Origin of the sequence: Gillisia sp. Hel_I_86, from assembly GCF_007827275.1 — a bacterium.
In the GTDB taxonomy this organism is placed as follows: Bacteria; Bacteroidota; Bacteroidia; order Flavobacteriales; family Flavobacteriaceae; genus Gillisia.
Map to the genome: position 1 here is coordinate 353,488 of NZ_VISE01000001.1, position 16,645 is coordinate 370,132.

9 protein-coding genes, 2 tRNA genes and 1 rRNA gene are annotated in these 16,645 nt (G+C 38.4%); 7 read left to right on the plus strand and 5 right to left on the minus strand.

Annotated features, from left to right (window positions below; genetic code table 11):
• Positions 1 to 241 precede the first annotated feature (241 nt).
• From JM83_RS01525 to JM83_RS01535, 3 genes are all read right to left on the minus strand, one after another.
• A tRNA-Ala gene (locus tag JM83_RS01525) sits at positions 242 to 318 on the minus strand.
• Positions 319 to 447: 129 nt separating this feature from the next.
• Positions 448 to 521: transfer RNA gene (locus JM83_RS01530), tRNA-Ile, on the minus strand.
• A 178-nt stretch (positions 522 to 699) separates the two neighbouring features.
• Positions 700 to 2,225: ribosomal RNA gene (locus JM83_RS01535) — 16S ribosomal RNA — on the minus strand.
• A gap of 1,082 nt (positions 2,226 to 3,307) precedes the next feature.
• Between JM83_RS01535 and thrS the strand changes: the two genes are divergently transcribed.
• From thrS to rplT, 4 genes are all read left to right on the plus strand, one after another.
• The gene (gene thrS, locus JM83_RS01540) at positions 3,308 to 5,254 is read left to right on the plus strand and encodes a threonine--tRNA ligase (RefSeq protein WP_144958724.1); all 1,947 of its coding nucleotides are present in this window, start codon (positions 3,308 to 3,310) and stop codon (positions 5,252 to 5,254) included.
• Positions 5,255 to 5,312: 58 nt separating this feature from the next.
• The gene (gene infC / locus JM83_RS01545; protein ID WP_261376879.1) at positions 5,313 to 5,828 is read left to right on the plus strand and encodes a translation initiation factor IF-3; all 516 of its coding nucleotides are present in this window, start codon (positions 5,313 to 5,315) and stop codon (positions 5,826 to 5,828) included.
• Between the two features lie 27 nt (positions 5,829 to 5,855).
• Positions 5,856 to 6,053 carry a 50S ribosomal protein L35 gene (rpmI, locus tag JM83_RS01550; protein ID WP_144958728.1) on the plus strand — a complete coding sequence of 66 codons (198 nt, stop codon included), beginning with the start codon at positions 5,856 to 5,858 and terminating at the stop codon, positions 6,051 to 6,053.
• 121 nt (positions 6,054 to 6,174) lie between these two features.
• Positions 6,175 to 6,519, plus strand: a complete 345-nt coding sequence (rplT, locus tag JM83_RS01555) for a 50S ribosomal protein L20 (RefSeq protein ID WP_010232224.1) — start codon at positions 6,175 to 6,177, stop codon at positions 6,517 to 6,519.
• Between the two features lie 657 nt (positions 6,520 to 7,176).
• Here rplT and JM83_RS01560 read toward each other — a convergent pair.
• Entirely contained in the window at positions 7,177 to 8,553 is a 1,377-nt protein-coding gene (locus JM83_RS01560) for a pyridoxal phosphate-dependent decarboxylase family protein (RefSeq protein ID WP_144963663.1), read from the minus strand.
• A gap of 1 nt (position 8,554) precedes the next feature.
• Complete coding sequence (bshC, locus tag JM83_RS01565; RefSeq protein WP_144958730.1) at positions 8,555 to 10,171, minus strand: bacillithiol biosynthesis cysteine-adding enzyme BshC; 1,617 nt, start codon at positions 10,169 to 10,171, stop codon at positions 8,555 to 8,557.
• Positions 10,172 to 10,286: 115 nt separating this feature from the next.
• On the opposite strand from bshC, the gene JM83_RS01570 reads away from it, so the two are divergent.
• From JM83_RS01570 to JM83_RS01580, 3 genes are read left to right on the plus strand one after another with little or no spacing between them, the layout of a single operon-like run.
• Positions 10,287 to 12,785 carry a M14 metallopeptidase family protein gene (locus JM83_RS01570; protein WP_144958732.1) on the plus strand — a complete coding sequence of 833 codons (2,499 nt, stop codon included), beginning with the start codon at positions 10,287 to 10,289 and terminating at the stop codon, positions 12,783 to 12,785.
• Between the two features lie 21 nt (positions 12,786 to 12,806).
• The gene (locus JM83_RS01575) at positions 12,807 to 15,623 is read left to right on the plus strand and encodes a M16 family metallopeptidase (protein ID WP_144958734.1); all 2,817 of its coding nucleotides are present in this window, start codon (positions 12,807 to 12,809) and stop codon (positions 15,621 to 15,623) included.
• Positions 15,613 to 16,644 carry a hypothetical protein gene (locus tag JM83_RS01580; RefSeq protein ID WP_144958736.1) on the plus strand — a complete coding sequence of 344 codons (1,032 nt, stop codon included), beginning with the start codon at positions 15,613 to 15,615 and terminating at the stop codon, positions 16,642 to 16,644. Before JM83_RS01575 ends, JM83_RS01580 begins: the two co-directional genes overlap by 11 nt.
• Position 16,645: the final 1 nt, after the last annotated feature.

Sequence of the window (16,645 nt, forward strand, 5' to 3'; positions counted from 1 at the left end):
TTTATTTCCCAATATGTCAATGAACGTGTGGCGAATCGCCACTGATAAATAATTATCAGTAGGCGTTTTGCCTGCAACACCCTTGTGATACATAATATATCCCAAGGCATTGCCTTGTGGAGAATAACGGAGTCGAACCGTTGAGGCTTCCCGATGTAAAATCGGGACGCTCCAGTCCCATAAAATGACTAAAACTCTATTTCAATTTGTAATGAACGTATCTTCCTAAGAAGAAAAAAAATGGTGGAGAATAACGGAGTCGAACCGTTGACCTCTACGGTGCAAGCGTAGCGCTCTAGCCAGCTGAGCTAATCCCCCATTTGTCGAAATTCAGAACTATGAATTCAGAATTTAAAATGATTAGAATTCTCAACTTCTAAAATTTCCCAGTATTGTAATGAACATGTTCAATTTTGAATTCAAAACTCCGAATTCAGAATTAAAAAGTAGTCTCAGGCAGACTCGAACTGCCGACCTCTACATTATCAGTGTAGCGCTCTAACCAGCTGAGCTATGAGACTGCATCTTTAACAGTTTCAAGTTTAAAATGACAAGTTTCAAGTAATACCATTCACTCTTCACATTTCACTTTTTACTATTATAATATAATTAAATTGACAGGAATCAAGACCAAAAGGACCTCTTGAGAACCTTTTTGATGTAATTGCGTCTTGCCTTTTAAAACGGCAAAATCTCTAGAAAGGAGGTGTTCCAGCCGCACCTTCCGGTACGGCTACCTTGTTACGACTTAGCCCCAGTTACCAGTTTTACCCTAGGCGGCTCCTTGCGGTGACCGACTTCAGGTACCCCCAGCTTCCATGGCTTGACGGGCGGTGTGTACAAGGCCCGGGAACGTATTCACCGCATCATGGCTGATATGCGATTACTAGCGATTCCAGCTTCACGGAGTCGAGTTGCAGACTCCGATCCGAACTGTGATAGGGTTTGTAGATTCGCTCCTTCTCGCGAAGTGGCTGCTCTCTGTCCCTACCATTGTAGCACGTGTGTGGCCCAGGACGTAAGGGCCGTGATGATTTGACGTCATCCCCACCTTCCTCACAGTTTGCACTGGCAGTCTTGTTAGAGTTCCCGACTTGACTCGCTGGCAACTAACAACAGGGGTTGCGCTCGTTATAGGACTTAACCTGACACCTCACGGCACGAGCTGACGACAACCATGCAGCACCTTGTAAATTGCCCGAAGGAAAAGGTGTTTCCACCCCTGTCAACCTACATTTAAGCCCTGGTAAGGTTCCTCGCGTATCATCGAATTAAACCACATGCTCCACCGCTTGTGCGGGCCCCCGTCAATTCCTTTGAGTTTCATTCTTGCGAACGTACTCCCCAGGTGGGTTACTTATCACTTTCGCTTAGCCACTCAGGATTGCTCCCGAACAGCTAGTAACCATCGTTTACGGCGTGGACTACCAGGGTATCTAATCCTGTTCGCTACCCACGCTTTCGTCCATCAGCGTCAATGACTTATTAGTGATCTGCCTTCGCAATCGGTGTTCTATGTAATATCTATGCATTTCACCGCTACACTACATATTCCAACCACTTCATAAGTATTCAAGAACAACAGTATCAATGGCAATTCTATGGTTGAGCCACAGACTTTCACCGCTGACTGATCGTCCCGCCTACGGACCCTTTAAACCCAATGATTCCGGATAACGCTTGGATCCTCCGTATTACCGCGGCTGCTGGCACGGAGTTAGCCGATCCTTATTCGTAGAGTACCGTCAAGCCCCTACACGTAGGGGTGTTTCTTCCTCTATAAAAGCAGTTTACAACCCATAGGGCCGTCTTCCTGCACGCGGCATGGCTGGATCAGGCTCCCGCCCATTGTCCAATATTCCTCACTGCTGCCTCCCGTAGGAGTCTGGTCCGTGTCTCAGTACCAGTGTGGGGGATCTCCCTCTCAGGACCCCTATCTATCGAAGTCTAGGTAAGCCGTTACCTTACCTACCAACTAATAGAACGCATACTCATCTTGTAGCCATGAATGTTTAATTATAAAACAATGCTGTCCTATAATACCATGGGGCATTAATCCAAATTTCTCTGGGCTATTCCCCTCTACAAGGTAGATTGTATACGCGTTACGCACCCGTGCGCCGGTCGCCGGCTCCCGCCCGAAAGCGGGACCGCTGCCCCTCGACTTGCATGTGTTAAGCCTGCCGCTAGCGTTCATCCTGAGCCAGGATCAAACTCTTCATCGTTGATTTTTAAATGTTGCAACAATTACAAGGCCTGTTTCATTAGCTCCTCCGAAGAGAAACCAATCACTCAAAATATTCTTCTAGTCTTAATTCTTTTCTTTTGGTTTCTTCTGCCATCCTTGCGGACAACATTGAAACGCGCTGTCAATTCAATATATCAATGAACATTTCTCCCATCTGCCCTTGCGGGCATCTTCCCTAAGGGAAGGATTATAGGAACTTCTTGTCGAAACAAAAGGAGTCGAACCTCTTCTTAACCGCCCTAACCCAGGGACCTCTTTTCAATAACTCTTCGTGAACTTTTGATCCCGCTCAAAGCGGCTGCAAATATACAATGCTTTTTCTTTACCGACCAAAACTTTTTTGAAGTTTTTTTTGGATAAACTTTTTGAGGACTTCTTCCCCTAAAACCTGCACCGTATGCTCACTGATCAAAGAACTTGTTACGCCTTGCAGTCTTACCCTTAAAGCGGGTGCAAATATACGCCTCTTTTATCTTGCCGCGCAAATTTTATTAAAAAAATATCAAGTTTTTTTTAACCACTCCTCAAAAAAGCGGGGCACTAAAATACAATCTTTTTCTAATCATTTCCAAATCAATACACTAAAAATTTATAGTGTTTTTAAGACAAGGAATATTTCATAAATTTTTTAAATCAGAACATAGGGAAATCCCCCACTTCTCAGCTAATTATCAATATCCCTTTTTTTTTAACTTACATAGCAGCGCTCAAAAAGCAGGAATTTTCATCAAACTCTTATATAATCCAATCGAGCAATACTTGAACGTTTATTTTTTATACTATATATAAGACCCACTCTTTCCCCCAAACTTTTCTTTTGTGTTAGGGATAGAAGCAATATCCTTTTGGCAACACCTATATGTTTCTATATATACTAGTGGATGTTTTATTGCTCTATATATTAATAAGACAATTTTAAACAGCCAAAAGATAGCGCGAATAGCCCGACCCCGATTTTTGGATCGGGGGAACACCCTAATAATAAACATGAATATATAGACGCTGTATATTGTGCAACCGCATTTAACCTATTATCTTTGCCTCCTTTAATATACGGAAATGATAAAAATAAGTTTGCCAGATGGCACGGTAAAAGAATTTGAGAGCGGAGCCACTCCAATGGATGTGGCTAAAAGTATTAGTGAAGGTTTTGCGAGAAATGTGATTTCAGCAAAATTCAATGATACCGTTGTGGAATCTTCTACGCCACTTACAACCGATGGCAGTCTTATATTATATACTTGGAACGATAAAGATGGGAAAAAGGCTTTTTGGCATTCCACTTCTCACGTAATGGCACAGGCTATTGAAATTTTGTATCCGGGAGCTAAGCTCACTATTGGACCAGCGATTGAAAATGGGTTTTATTATGATGTGGATTTTGGAGAGCAAAAAATTTCTGAAAACGATTTTAAGAAGATTGAGGATAAGATGCTCGAGATTGCTCGTGGAAAACATGAGTTTAGCATGCGATCTTCTACCAAAGCAGAAGCACTGTCTTATTATAAAGAACAAAACAATCCTTTTAAAGTTGAGCTGATCGAGAATCTGGAAGATGGAACCATTACTTTTTGTGATCATGACACCTTTACCGATCTATGTCGTGGGGGTCATATTCCAAATACTGGAATTATCAAGGCTGTAAAACTGATGAGTGTTGCCGGCGCATATTGGAGAGGAAACGAAAAAAATCCTCAACTCACAAGAGTTTACGGAACTTCCTTCCCGAAGCAAAAAGATCTAAAGGAATATTTAGAGCTATTAGAAGAAGCAAAAAAGCGCGACCACAGAAAATTAGGAAAGGAACTGCAACTTTTTACTTTTTCACAAAAGGTTGGGCAAGGATTGCCTTTATGGCTTCCTAAAGGTGCCGCATTAAGAGAGCGTTTGGAAAATTTCCTGAAAGCAGCTCAGAAAAAAGCTGGTTATGAAATGGTGATCACTCCGCATATTGGTCAAAAAGAACTTTATGTGACCTCGGGCCATTATGAAAAATACGGCGCAGATAGTTTTCAGCCAATTCTTACCCCTAATGAAGGAGAAGAATTCTTACTAAAACCTATGAACTGTCCACATCACTGTGAAATTTACAATTCTGCCCCATGGAGCTACAAAGATCTTCCAAAGCGCTTTGCGGAATTTGGAACGGTTTATAGGTATGAGCAAAGTGGGGAATTACATGGTTTAACTCGTGTTAGAGGTTTTACTCAAGATGATGCACATATTTTTTGTACTCCAGATCAGTTGGATTCTGAATTCAAAAAAGTAATAGATCTTACCTTATATGTATTCGAATCTTTAGGTTTCGATGATTTTACTGCTCAGGTTTCCTTGAGAGACCCCGAAAACAAAGAAAAATACATAGGAAATGATGATGTTTGGGAAAAGGCAGAATCTGCAATCCTTTCTGCAGCAAAAGAAAAAGGGCTTAATTTTGTGGTTGAAACTGGAGAAGCGGCATTTTACGGTCCAAAATTAGACTTTATGGTTAAAGATGCTTTAGGAAGAAGCTGGCAACTTGGCACCATTCAGGTCGATTACAATCTGCCAGAACGTTTTGCCCTGACATATAAAGGAAGTGATAACGAAATGCACCGACCAGTAATGATTCACAGAGCTCCTTTTGGTAGTATGGAACGCTTTGTTGCTGTATTGCTTGAAAATACAGGAGGTAATTTCCCATTATGGTTAATGCCAGAACAAGCTATTATACTCTCCCTCAGTGAGAAATATGAAAAATACTCACAAAAAGTTTTAGAATTGCTTGAAAATGACGAAATTCGCGCCGTATCTGATGACCGGAGCGAGACCATTGGCAAGAAAATACGGGATGCTGAAATGAGCAAAGTCCCATATATGCTGATTGTTGGCGAGCAAGAAGAGAAAGATGGTACAGTTTCTGTACGTAGACACGGAGAAGGTGACATTGGAACAATGTCTATTGAAGCCTTTGCTGAATTAGTAAACAATGAAATCAAAAAAACGCATAAAGCGTTTGAAGTATAATTAAAATTAGATAGCCATAGCAATACGTAGAAAAAGATCTAAGCGACCGCTAAGAGAAATTAAAGAAGACCAACACCGCATTAACGGAAAAATCCGATCAGAAGAATTACGCCTTGTTGGCGATAACATTGAAATGGGAGTGTATCCCACGAGAAAGGCGCTAGAAATAGCCGAAGAACAAGGTTTAGATCTAGTAGAGATTTCTCCAAATGCAAAACCACCGGTTGCAAAGGTGATGGATTATAAGAAATTTCTTTATGAACAAAAGAAACGGGAAAAAGTCCTAAAAGCTAAAGCCAGTAAAGTTGTAGTTAAAGAAATTCGATTTGGTCCACAAACCGATGATCATGATTATGAATTCAAAAAGCGAAATGCTGAGAAATTCCTAAAAGACGGAGCCAAACTTAAGGCTTTCGTATTCTTTAAAGGAAGGTCTATTGTTTTTAAAGATCAGGGTCAGATATTACTTCTGCGTCTTGCACAAGATCTAGAAGAAGTTGGAAAAGTAGAACAAATGCCGAAGTTGGAAGGAAAACGTATGACTATGTTTCTCTCTCCCAAGAAAACGAAATAAGAACGTTAATTATAAAATTACACGAGCATGCCTAAAATGAAAACCAAATCCAGTGCCAAGAAGCGTTTTAAGCTTACAGGTACCGGTAAAATTAAAAGAAAGCACGCGTTTAAAAGCCATATCTTAACAAAGAAGTCAAAAAAACGTAAGCTTGCTCTAACGCACAGTACTTTGGTACATGAAGCGGATGAGAAAAATATCAAAACTCAACTACGTTTAAAGTAGCTAGAAGTTTTTGATGGTTTAAACTATTTAAAAACCCTGGAGTTGGGCAATTAAAGAATTTAAAATTCAAAATTCAAAATTTTGAATTATTAGGTCGCCTTCTTCAAAAACAATTAAAATTATGCCAAGATCAGTAAATTCAGTTGCCAAGAGAGCCAGAAGAAAAAAGGTTCTTAAGCAAGCAAAAGGTTACTTTGGACGTCGTAAAAACGTTTGGACAGTAGCAAAAAATGCGGTGGACAAAGCAATGTTATATGCTTATAGGGACCGTAAAACCAATAAAAGAAATTTCCGTTCTCTTTGGATCGTGCGTATTAACGCCGGAGCAAGAATGCACGGGATGTCTTATTCCCAGTTTATGGGAGGTTTAAAAGCTGCTAAAATCGATTTAAACCGCAAGGTTTTAGCCGATTTGGCAATGAACCATCCAGAAGCGTTTGGAGCTATAGTTAACAAAGTAAAATAATATTTTTCACGATTAACGTTCTTATATATTTAAAAACCCACTCTAATAGAGTGGTTTTTTTTATTGCTGATCTTTTTAATTATTTGTTCTTACTAAAAATTTAAAGTAGAGTTACAGTGAATCTTAAATTCTGAATAAGATTGATTCAGTTAACTTGAGATTCTTCGCTATGCTCAGACTGACAAAAGAATTAATGTCATTCTGAAAGTAGCGGAACGGATTGAAGAATCTATTTGCCCTATTTGCTATCCTTTCCGCTAAGAATTATCGACTATTATTGACGTATTTTATTTATGAATCCAAGACCCTGAAACCAGTTCAGGGTGACGATGCGGAGTTGTCGTCATGCTGAACTTGTTTCAGCATCTCGTAAGCCTATATGAAAAGGAGGTCAATTCCCTACGCTGGATAATTTTTTTTATCACGAACATCAGTCTAACAAAAGATCCTCAATGTTACTTCGAGGTGGAAGAGCGCTTTAGAATACAAATCTGGCATTGTAAGGCTCTACCTTACAAATTGCAACAATTGCACCTCAGAGCCGAGAAGCCACTCATGCCCAGCCTGATCCTTGCATGCATTGTAACTTCAAAATTCCAGATAAGCATCAAAATTAAGAAGCCTTGTTATTCCAGTAAAAATTGGAATATAAAAATCTTATTTCATCGTATCCAGAATCAAATCGATATCTTCTTCTGTAGTATCCGGATTAATAAAACAAAACCTAGAAACAGTCTCATCCTCGCCATTTGTTTTCCACTTGGTTGGCGTTACCAAAGCAATTCCCTCCCTGTGGTTCTTATAAGTCCAATCTCGATATTGATCTGGAGTCCAACCTTTTCTTCTATATAGCACTACGGAAAGACTTGAAGGCCTTACCAATTCCAAATAATCCCTCTCCCTAATCTTTTTCTCTGCTATTTTAGCAAGTTCAATTCCGCGCTCTATCGAGTCCCGGTATTTCTCGGTTCCATGCATTGCCAATGAAAACCATAATGGCATTCCACGTACCCTTCTGGTAAGCTGAATCTGATAATCGGCAGGATTAAATCCGTGCGCACCATCATCTTTAAAGATCTCCAAATAAGAGCCTTTTTGGGAATGTGCATTTTTAGCTAATTCCAGATCTTTATAAATCACTGCCCCACAATCATAAGGCGAAAAAAGCCATTTATGAGGGTCTATGGTAATACTATCTGCTTTTTCAATTCCGTTGAACAAATGTCTTACCGAAGGCGCAGCCAAAGCGCCACCTCCATAAGCACAATCTATATGCAACCAAACCTTCTCTTTTTCACAAACCTCAGCAATGGTGTCCAATTCATCTATAATTCCTGCATTGGTAGTTCCACCGGTCGCAACCACTGCAAATAACCGCTTACGGTCTTCTTTCTTTAAATTTGCTATAGTCGATTTCAATTTGGTGCCGGTAAGGTTTTCTCCTTCGCAAACGATAATTTCCAGGTCTGCATCCATCACTTTTGCCATAGCCTGAATAGAACTATGCGCCCCATTAGAGGTCAATAAAAGCCCTTTTACAGCCATATTCTTTTTATCCCTAGTTCGCCATTCTTCGCGTGCGGCAACAAGTGCCGATAAATTTGCTGCAGTGCCTCCACTGGTAAAAACCCCGAATGCATCTTTTGGTAGCCCTGTTAAGGAAACCAACCATTTCATCGCTTGGTTTTCGCAAAAAATTCCTCCAGCACCTTCCATCCAATAGGCTCCGTGAATACTGGAAGCAGAAGTTACCAAATCGAACATAATCGCAGCCCGGGTTGGAGCGGCGGGCACAAACGCCAAATGCCTTGGATGGTCAATTGGCACCGTTGCTTTGACAAGTACATCCTTAAATAATTTGAATGCTATTTCTCCTCCTATTCCTTTTGGGGTGATGGTTTCTCCCACCATTTCCAACAATTCTTCTTCTCTTTTGGGAGCTCCAAATTCTGGAGTGATATTAGAAATACGATCGATGGTATATTTCATGACATCCAAAGTCATCTCGACCAACTCAATATCTATGGTGTGCATTTTATTTTTCTCCAAGGCTAAGTATTTTAAATTTTAATTCTAAAGGGTCTAAATTTTCAATGAGTTGAGGAATTAGGGATTTCCCAAATTCTAAATACATTTCAGAAAAATTAACTTGGCGTTCTTGCAAACTTTTATTTGGAAAAAGTTCATTTTGAAGACTTGTAATTCTCGTAACCTCATCCTTCAATTTTCTTTTTTGAGCCAGAAGCAATCTATTTTCTAGATTCTCCAAACCTTTCAATTGTTTTACTTCTTGTGCTTTTACTGCACCGAGAAATGTAGGATCAGTTTTTTCTGCCAGTTCATATAATTGCTGAAACTGCTTTATCAAATGTTCTTTTTGAGGTGAAAAATCAATATCAATATTGGATATTTTTCTCACTTTTCTATTGATGAGTTCATGCTGCTTCAGAAATAATTCTGAATGGGAAATTTCTAATTTGCGACGCTTTTCATTTTGTTTGCTTGTTTCTATCAAAGCAGAATTCCGAAGTAAAAGAACAGGAAATGGCACTTTTAATTCCTCGAACATATCCTTTAGCTCAAACCAATATGCCAACTCTCCGCCTCCGCCTATGTAACAAAGATTGGGCAAGATCACTTCTTGGTATAAAGGCCGTAGCATCACATTGGGACTGAAACGCTCAGGAAAACCCTGAATTTCCTTTTGCATTTCCTCTTTGTTCCACTTTATTTCTGTTTCGTTAATATAGAAAGATCCTTCTTTCTCTACAATTCGTTCCCGCAAACCATCATGCAAATAAAATAAATTGATTTCCCTTGGGTTCACCTGTACTCCATATCCTAGTTTCTCTAGCTTTTTGGCAGTATTAATTGTAGTTCTATGAGACACTTTCTCGAACAATTCTTTTTCTATATAGGGTATAAATGCCTTTTTCAGCTCCCTGTTATGAGCATCCAAAATCACGAGGCCATATTCCTTAAATAATTCATGTGCTAAATATCGAGTCGCATCGGTTAAATTGGAATGCTCCAAATAAGCCGACTTAAAAAGTTGCTTAAGGTCTTCGGCATTCTTCCCTCCTCCTATTTCTGCCGAAAAAAGATTGAAAACCTCATCCAAACCTTCGGTATTCAATTCTCCTACCGCATTATTCCCAGCCTCTTTTTGCTGGCTGTTCCACTTGAATTTTTTACCATTTAAATTGAAATAATTAATCTCTTCAAAATCATGATCTTCCGTAGCCATCCAATAGATAGGTACAAAATTATTTTCCGGATACTGTTTTTTTAAAGCTGAAGCTAAATTGATGGTAGAAACTATTTTGTACAAAAAGTAAAGCGGACCGGTAAAAAGGTTTAGTTGATGCCCTGTTGTAACAGTAAAAGTATTTTCATTTAACAGGGCACGTATATTAGCTGAAACCACTTCCCCTTGCTCCAAATTAGCATATTGCTTCTGCAAAATAGTTACGAGCAATTCTCTTTTCGAAGGGGAGAAAGACTGTTTTTTATACTGAATTTGCCCTTCAAAATTCTCTATACTTGGAAATCTATTATAAAAAGATTTTAGTTCTTCCTTTTGATCCAAATAATCTGAAATAAGCTGGGAGAAATAATTTGTTTCACGATAGGAAAGACAGTCTGCAGGCATAAATAAATTTTAAATGGCAAAGATATCGAAGATAAGTATTTTACAGGCTATTTTTTAATTATTTCCATGCTGTATGCTATCTTTACTACGCAAATTTCAACAATATCTCATATAAATGAAAAAAACGACCTTCCTCCTCCTCTTTACTTGTTTAATTACGACTTCGATCTTCTCGCAAAACCTTCAATCCCCTGAACAATTTCTAGGATATGAAATTGGCACGCAATTCACGCGGCATGCAGATGTGGTGAATTATTTTAAGCACATTGCTGAAAATTCCAATTTAGTTGAATATACTTCTTACGGAAAAACCAATGAGAATAGACCGCTTACGTATGCGGTAATTTCTTCAGAAGAAAATTTGAGGAATATTGAAGAGATAAAAAAAAATCATTTAAATAATACAAATTCAGTTAATAACCCTGATAATAATACAGATAAAGCGATTGTTTGGCTAAGCTATAACGTCCACGGAAACGAAGCTTCCAGTACAGAAGCTGCCATGCAAACGGCTTATGAGTTAATCACTAACAAAAAAGAATGGCTTAAAAATACCGTGATAATTCTGGATCCTTGTGTAAATCCAGATGGACGAGATCGTTATACAAATTGGTACAATCAAGTGAAAGCAACTCCTTATAATGCATCCCCAGTGGCTGCAGAGCATAACGAACCATGGCCGGGAGGAAGGCCAAATCATTACCTTTTCGATCTAAATAGGGATTGGGCCTGGGCTACACAAGTTGAAACCAAAAACCGACTTAAAATTTATAATACATGGTTGCCACATATCCACGTAGATTTTCATGAGCAAGGCATCAACGATCCTTATTATTTTGCTCCGGCAGCAGAGCCTTTTCATGAGATAATCACTCCTTTTCAGCGAGATTTTCAAAGCGAAATAGGGAAGAACCATGCAAAATATTTTGATGAAAATGGTTGGCTCTATTTTACAAAAGAACGTTTCGATCTATTATATCCAAGTTATGGCGACACCTATCCAACGTACATGGGCGCCATAGGAATGACCTATGAACAAGCAGGAAACGGCCAAGCGGGTCTTGGGATCCAAACCACTGAAGGTTATGAACTCACCCTTGTAGATCGGGTAGCGCATCATTTTACCACAAGTTTATCCACGGTAGAAATCGCCTCACAGAATGTTGAAAAATTAAATGCTGAATTCAATAAATTCTATCAAAACGATCAGTTGTCCTATAAAAGTTACGCTTTAAATGGCAGCCCGGATAAGATTGCTGCTTTGAAATCGTTACTCGATCTACATGAAATAAAATATGGTTCGACCAATTCCGGAAAAATAAAAGGTTTTAATTACTCACAGAACAAGCAAGCCGATTTTAGTTCTAATGAAAACACCTTGGTTATAAATACCAATCAGCCAAAAGGGAAAATGGTACAAGTATTATTCGAGCCAAATACCAAGTTGAGTGATTCCCTAACTTACGATATTACAGCTTGGAGTTTACCTTACGCTTACGGCCTAGAAGCGGTAGGCAGCAGTAAATCCTTAACTATTAATAATATTGCATCTGTTCCATCTGCAATTAATTCTACTACGAATGCAAGTGCATATATCTCGAAATGGGATAGTATGAAAGACGCTCGTTTTTTAGCAGCTTTACTAAAAGAAGGAATTAAGGTAAGATTCAGCACCTTGGAATTTGAAAATGCAGAGCAGAAATTCAACCCTGGTAGTCTTGTTATTACAAAAAGCGATAACAGAACTTTAAAGGATTTCAATTCTAAACTGATAGAAATAGCCAATAAGCATGGAAGACAACTTACTGCTGCAAACACAGGATTTTCTAAAAGCGGACCCGATTTTGGTTCTTCAGAAATAAAAATTATCAATCAGCCAAGAGTTGGCGTGCTTCGGGGAGAAGGAGTTTCTTCCTTAAACTTTGGGGAGATTTGGCATTTTTTCGAACAAGATCTAAAATATCCAATCACTCCAATTGATACCGATTATTTTAAAAATATAGATTTTTCCCTGATCGATATTCTGGTCCTGCCTTCTGGAAATTACGGAAAATTACTGAACAAAGAAACCTTGGAACAGCTCACAACTTGGGTTAAAAATGGTGGAAAAATAATTTCAATTGGGAATGCCGTTGGAAGTTTTGCAGGAAAAGAAGGTTTCAATTTAAAGGAAAACAAACCAGAAGCTAAAAAAGACACAACAGCAACAGCAAACTTAATTCCGTATGCAAGTCGCGAGAGAGAAGGCATCAAGGATCTCATTACCGGGAGTATTGTAAGAACAACCCTGGATAAAACGCACCCTTTGGCATTTGGATATGGAGACTCCTATTTCAGTTTAAAATTAAGCAGCAATAGTTACAGCTATTTATCTGAAGGCTATAATGTGGCATATTTAAAGGATGCTCCAGAAATAGTATCGGGTTTTGCAGGAAGTGAAGCTGCCAAAAATATGAAAAATTCCATGATCTTTGGGGAAGAACGAATAGGACAAGGAAGCATCATCTATATGGTTGATAATCCATTATTTAGGGCTTTCTGGGAAAATGGAAAATTGTTTTTTGCGAATGCAGTTTTCTTTGTGAACAATGAAAATTACAGATTGAAAATTTAAAAAAACTTAGAAATAAAAAACATGAAGAATACTTTTTCAGCTTTATTACTGCTTTTCTTAGCAATTCCTATTTCATTATTAGGACAAAATAAAGCCACTGGAATCAATATCGATTTTGAAACATTTACACTTCAAAATGGATTGCGGGTAATCTTGCACGAAGACAAGTCGGACCCTGTGGTGGCCGTAGCACTCACCAGTCATGTTGGTTCTGCCAGGGAAATTGAAGGAAGAACAGGCTTTGCACATCTTTTTGAACACCTCTTGTTTTTAGAGTCTGAAAACCTGGGAAAAGGTGGATTGGATAAAATGAGCGCACGTATTGGTGGCTCGGGAGCAAATGGTTCTACGAGCAGAGACAGAACCAATTATTTTCAAACCGTGCCAAGCGACGCATTGGAAAAAATGATCTGGGCTGAAGCCGATAAATTGGGCTACTTTATAAATACAGTAACCGAACCTGTGTTGGCTAAGGAAAAGCAAGTAGTGAAGAATGAAAAAAGACAAGGAGTAGATAATAGACCATATGGCCATACTTTTGCTGTAATAGACCAGAATTTATATCCTAGCGATCATCCTTACCATTGGCAAGTGATTGGATCTTTGGAAGACCTTCAAAATGCCACTTTACAGGATGTAAAGGATTTTTATAATAAATGGTATGTGCCAAATAATGTAACCTTGACCATTGCAGGGAATTTCGACAAGGAGCAAGCGAAAGAATGGGTTCATAAATATTTTGATGAAATTCCTGCGGGAACCGATATCGCGAGACAAGAAAAAAGACCAGCGAATTTAAAAGAAATCAAAAACCTTTATTATGAAGATAATTTCGCCAACCTTCCCGAATTAACCCTAACCTGGCCGTCTCAATATTCGTATCACGAAGATTCTTATGCCTTGGAAATCTTGACTAAATATTTAGCAGATGGAAAGAATGCGCCTCTCTATAAAAAATTGGTGGTAGAAAAGGAACTTACAGATCGAGTGAGGATGTTCGATTATACTTCAGAATTGGCTGGGCAGTTAATGCTTCAGGTGAGGGCGTATGATGGGAAAGATCTGGACGATGTTCATAAAGCCATTAATGAAACCTTTAAAGAGTTCGAGAAAAATGGAATTTCAGAAAAAGATCTAAAAAGAATTAAAGCTGGCCAGGAAACCGATTTTTATAATAGTATTTCCAGCGTTTTAGGAAAAGGATTTCAATTGGCACAATATCAAATCTTCGCAAACGACCCGAATGAGATCAATAAAAATATAGAGAAAATTTTAAATGTTTCTGCGGAAGACGTAGAACGGGTGTATAATAAATACATAAAAGGGAAACCATATGTGGCTACCAGTTTCGTTCCGAAAGGTCAGAAGGAGCTCGCACTAGAGAATGCAGTACTGGCAACGGTTGTTGAAGAAAAGATCGTTGAAGGAGCCGAAGAAGAATTTGATTCCACTACAAATGTTACTTACGAAAAAACACCTAGCAGTTTTGATAGAAGTAGCGAACCTCCTTACTGGGGAAATCCTGAAATTGTGGTTCCTGAAATATGGAAATTCAATTTGCCTTCCGGCTTAAGTGTTTCCGGAATTACATCTAAAGAAGTGCCCATCGTTCAATTCAGTCTAGAAATGGAAGGCGGCCTACTATTAGAAGATATAAACAAAACAGGAGTTTCCAATTTATTGGCTAAGTTGCTCACCAAAGGAACAGCAAAGAAAACGCCACAAGAGCTGGAAGAAGCTATAGAATTACTTGGTTCTACAATCTCTGTAAATGCAGAAGATGAGAAAATCGTACTTTCTGGGAGTAGCCTAACTCGCAATTTTGAAAAGACCATGAAATTGGTAGAAGAAATTCTATTGGAACCAAGATGGGATGATGCAGAATTTAAATTGGCAAAGCAGCAAGTTTTGAGTCAGCTGCAACAGCAACAGGCAAATCCCAATAGTATTGCAGATCTGGAATTCAGCAAATTGATTTATGGTGAAAATCATATCCTTTCAAAAAATATATTGGGAACGCCAGAAACCGTAGAAGCAATTTCGTTACAAAATCTTAAAGATTATTATAAAAATAAGCTATCTCCAATGCGGGCAAAATTTATGGCCGTGGGAGATCTGGAACAAAAAATGGCAACTGAGTCTTTAAAAGCCATTTCTGCCAACTGGAAACCAGTGTCGGTAAAAATTCCTGAATATAGAACTCCTACCCCACCAGGAAATTCCAAGGTGTATTTTTATGATGTTCCCGGAGCAAAGCAGTCCGTTATAAAAATTGGCGCACCTGCATTGGCTGCAACCAGCGACGATTTTTATAGGGCGGAAGTTATGAATTATAGACTTGGTGGCGGCGGATTTGCATCCCAGCTTACCCAAGAGTTACGAGAAGGAAAAGGATATACCTATGGAATTAGATCCCGGTTTAATGGAGGGAAGATAGTAGGGCCATTTGAAATTTCAAGCGGAGTACGATCAAACATCACCTATGAGGCTGTAGCCTTGATCAAGAAAATTTTAATTAACTATTCTGAAAGTTTAGAACCAGAAGATCTTGACGTTACCCAAAGTTTTATGATAAAAAGCAAGGCGAGAAAATTTGAAACTTTAGGAGCAAAACTAAATATGTTAAGTGAAATCGCAAACTTTAATTACGAAGATGATTTTATAAAGCAACAGGAAGTTGTTGTAAAAGGAATGAGCTTGGAAGATTTGAAAGCCTTGGCAGGGAACTATGTGAACCCTTTTAAAATGTACTATCTTATAGTTGGGGATGCTGAAACACAATTGGAAAAATTGGAACAACTTGAATTCGGGAAACCAATTCTTTTAAATGAAAGATAATCGGAATTCATTTTTAAATGCAAGTGTCGGGATTTTAAAACTTCCTTCAGTTGCATTTTTTTTGTTTCAAAATGTTAGGGTGCAAAAGAAGTTTATAAAAATCCATTTACTTCCTGACCTCAAAGAATTTCAAGATAAAAACGATGGCAGTCTAAAAGAAACCGATTTTAAAAAAATCACGAATTACTACGCTGTGGGTGTTCCCGCGATATTGGGTTATGCCTTTAGTGTTTTAAGAGGCTTTCCATTAAATACAAAGGAGCGAACTACCACCACATATTTAGGTGGGATATCAGGCTTACTCGATGATCTCTTTGATGAAAAAGACAAAAAAGTACTGCACCTCGAAAACTTCATTTTTCGTCCTGAAGCGTTAAAACCCATAAATAAATATGAAGCACTTTTAACGCAATTCTATATCAAAGGACTGGATTGTTCCAAAAACTCAGAAGTTTTAAAGCAACAAGCGAAGAAAGTTTTTAAAACCGAAACAAAAAGTGAACTTCAGCATAATAACAACCTTCCAGAAGAGAAAATTAAGGAACTCACATTTTTAAAAGGTGGACATTCTTTTTTATTTTATAGAATGTGTTTGGATCATCCTTTGGAAAAAGAGGAAGAAAAGATGAACTTTCAATTAGGGGGTTTAATGCAATTGGGAAATGATATTTTTGACGTTTGGGAAGATGTAAACCAACAAATAGAAACGCTTGCTACCAAAACTACATCCATACATCTCCTACGAAATTCCTTTTCTTCAGAATTAAATAGTACAATAGCACTAATAAAAGAATGTGATTATCCAAAAAAACAACTCCAAGCTTTTATAAGAATCGTTCTTTTTGGGCTTTCTCGTGTTTATGTATGTCTAGATCAATTTGAAAAATTGCAGGCTTCAGAAACTTCCCTTTTTCAACCTGAAAAATATACTAGAAAGCAGTTGATATGCGATATGGAACTTTTAAAAAATAGAAAAGCAGCACTTGGATATTACTTAAGGCTGCATTCTCGATATTTATAAA

Coding starts and splice junctions, on each gene's coding strand:
- thrS (WP_144958724.1), top strand. CDS start 3,308: ATGATAAAAATAAGTTTGCCAGATGGCACGGTAAAAGAATTTGAGAGC.
- rpmI (WP_144958728.1), top strand. CDS start 5,856: ATGCCTAAAATGAAAACCAAATCCAGTGCCAAGAAGCGTTTTAAGCTT.
- rplT (WP_010232224.1), top strand. CDS start 6,175: ATGCCAAGATCAGTAAATTCAGTTGCCAAGAGAGCCAGAAGAAAAAAG.
- JM83_RS01560 (WP_144963663.1), bottom strand. CDS start 8,553: ATGCACACCATAGATATTGAGTTGGTCGAGATGACTTTGGATGTCATG.
- bshC (WP_144958730.1), bottom strand. CDS start 10,171: ATGCCTGCAGACTGTCTTTCCTATCGTGAAACAAATTATTTCTCCCAG.
- JM83_RS01570 (WP_144958732.1), top strand. CDS start 10,287: ATGAAAAAAACGACCTTCCTCCTCCTCTTTACTTGTTTAATTACGACT.
- JM83_RS01575 (WP_144958734.1), top strand. CDS start 12,807: ATGAAGAATACTTTTTCAGCTTTATTACTGCTTTTCTTAGCAATTCCT.
- JM83_RS01580 (WP_144958736.1), top strand. CDS start 15,613: ATGAAAGATAATCGGAATTCATTTTTAAATGCAAGTGTCGGGATTTTA.